Source organism: Streptomyces sp. CO7 (assembly GCF_053474865.1).
This window is the reverse complement of the sequence record NZ_JBRIOU010000002.1, coordinates 1,230,881-1,233,159: the sequence shown is the minus strand read 5'-3', so window position 1 is coordinate 1,233,159 and position 2,279 is coordinate 1,230,881. Positions and strand designations below refer to the sequence as shown.

Here is a 2,279-nt window from a genome sequence, read left to right as displayed (position 1 = left end):
GTGGGCAGGAAGGACCGGCTTCCCCGGCAGCCGGCCCTCGTCACCGGGGCGGTCCGGACAACCGGCGGCGCCCCCGACCGTGAGGAGCACGACCTGTGAACGCGTCCCCGGGCTCGTCGGCCGTCCGGACCACGGCGGCGGTGCTGGTTCCCGCGCTCGCCTGCGCCGCGGCGCACATCGGCCCGGCCGCCACCTGGCTGCCGGCCGTACGCCGTACCTGTTTCCCCCGTGTGGCCGGTATCGGCCGCCCCGACCACGTGGCCCTCACCTTCGACGACGGACCGGACCCGCTGTCCACCCCCCTGTTCCTCGACGCCCTGGACGAGCTCGGGGTGAGGGCGACCTTCTTCGTCCTGGGGGACGGCGTCGTACGGCATCCCTCCCTGGTGGCCGAGACGGTGGGCCGGGGACACGAACTGGGGGTGCACGGCTGGGGGCACGAGCGCCCCTGGCTGCCCGCCCCGGCGGCCGACCGGCGTGGTCTGCTCCGTACGGCCGACGCGATCCAGGCCCTGACGGGCCGTCGCCCGCGCTGGTACCGGCCGCCCTACGGCATCCTGACCTCCGGGCGCCTGGCCGCCGCCCGCACGGCCGGTCTCAGGACCGTGCTGTGGACGGCCTGGGGCCGCGACTGGACGCCCACGGCCACGGGTGCGTCGGTGTCCGCCCAGGTCGCGGCGGACCTGCGGGGCGGCGGGACCGTACTCCTGCACGACACCGACCGGACGGCCGCCCCCGGCTGCTGGCGGGCGACGCTCGCCGCGCTGCCCGAGATCGTCTCCGCGTGCCGCGCCGCACGCCTGTCGGTCGGCCCGCTCGCCGAGCACTGGACGCACGACGGCGCGCGGCCGGGTGAACCGGCGCGCCGGGCCGCCCCCGGGGGGCCGGTGCCGGTGCCGTGATGCGGCGCGGTTCCCGGCTGGTCCCCACGTCGGGCACCCCGGCGCGCCCGGCGGGTCAGGGGCGCGGTGCCCTCGCCCCCGTGCGGCCCCGCACGATCGGGTGTTCCGCCGGGGCGGGACCGGGTCGGGGCCGCACGAGGCGTCGGGTCAGTGGTCGTCGAACTGGACCGAGACGCGGTCGGTGCTCGACGGCCAGGCCGGCACCCTCAGCACGTCGACGCGGCCGCCCTCGCCGCGCGGGCGGGACACCAGCGTGAGGGGCCTGTCCCGCCGCGCGGTCGCCGGAAGGTAGACGTCCATCCCGGTGAGGAACGGCGTCCCGAAGAACGGCTGCAGCGGCGCGGAGAGATCGGTGACCTTGTCCGAGCCCGCGTCGAAGACGAACATCCCGATCGTCCGCCTGGTGCGCGGCGCGTTCGCCGCGTTCAGCACCTGGACGCCTTCGACGGAGAGGGTGTCCCCCGCCTCGCCCTGGTCGCCCCACCACTCCTTCTGGCGGGTGACGGTGAGCGCCGAGTGGCCGTCGCCGGTCTCCACCTGCCCGGAGATGCCCTCCCCCGGCCGGCTGGTGAGCAGCCGCACGAGGTGGTCGGAGCGCTGGAACGGCGGGAAGTACAGGTGGTGGGTGTGCTTCTCGTCCCACACCAGCGCGAACTCGTAGTGGGCCTGTCCCCACGCCTTCACAGGTCCCCAGGCGCCGTCCGCCCCCAGGACCTGCACCGCCTCGGGCCTGCTGCCGATCCGCGCCCCGGTGAGCGGGTCGACCCGGTGGATCTCCAGCCGCACGCCCTCGACCGGCATGTTGGAGGGGAAGAGCTGGGCCCGGCCCGCGAGGGTGATGGACAGCTCCGGCACGATCCGGGTGGTGCGCGGCTCCCGGCCGTGGAAGAACCGGTAGAACTCGGCGAAGGTCTCCTCGGAGGTGACCGTCTCGGTGTGGGCCTGGCCGGGGAGGTACACGTTGCGCGCTCCGCCGACGGCGCGGGCCGGGTCGCCCTCGCCCCAGATCGCGAGGGTGGGAACGCCGCCGGGCAGGTCGGGCGAGGTCCGTCCGTCGAGGTTGACGTAGTGGGCGACCTTGGCGGCGCGCTCCGGCGAACTGCGCAGGTAGGCCTGCATCAGCAGGGTGCCCAGCGAGTGGGCGAGCAGGTCGACCCGGTCGGCGCCGCTGCGCTCCAGCAGCCCGTCGATCCGCCGGTCCAGGGCGGCGTAAACGGCGTCAGGGGTGGTGGTGGCGAAGGTCGAGTCGTACTCGTGGGTCTCGATCAGCTGGGCCGGGAAGCCGTTGCCGGTCAGCCGCCGGGCCTGGGTCTCGAACTGTCCGCCGGAACCGCTCGAGCCGTGCACGAAGATCACCGGCCGGAGGGTGCCGGTGCC

2 protein-coding genes are annotated in these 2,279 nt (G+C 75.5%); one reads left to right on the top strand and one right to left on the bottom strand.

The features are described 5' to 3' along the window. The first annotated feature begins 95 nt into the window (after nucleotides 1–95). Nucleotides 96–902 (top strand): polysaccharide deacetylase family protein, encoded by an 807-nt coding sequence (locus ACOV8S_RS07545; RefSeq protein ID WP_448316864.1) that lies wholly within the window; start codon nucleotides 96–98, stop codon nucleotides 900–902. 147 nt (nucleotides 903–1,049) lie between these two features. Here the strand turns inward: ACOV8S_RS07545 and ACOV8S_RS07540 are convergent. Further along, nucleotides 1,050–2,279: alpha/beta fold hydrolase (locus ACOV8S_RS07540; RefSeq protein WP_448316863.1), on the bottom strand; the 1,230-nt coding region annotated here is incomplete at its 5' end.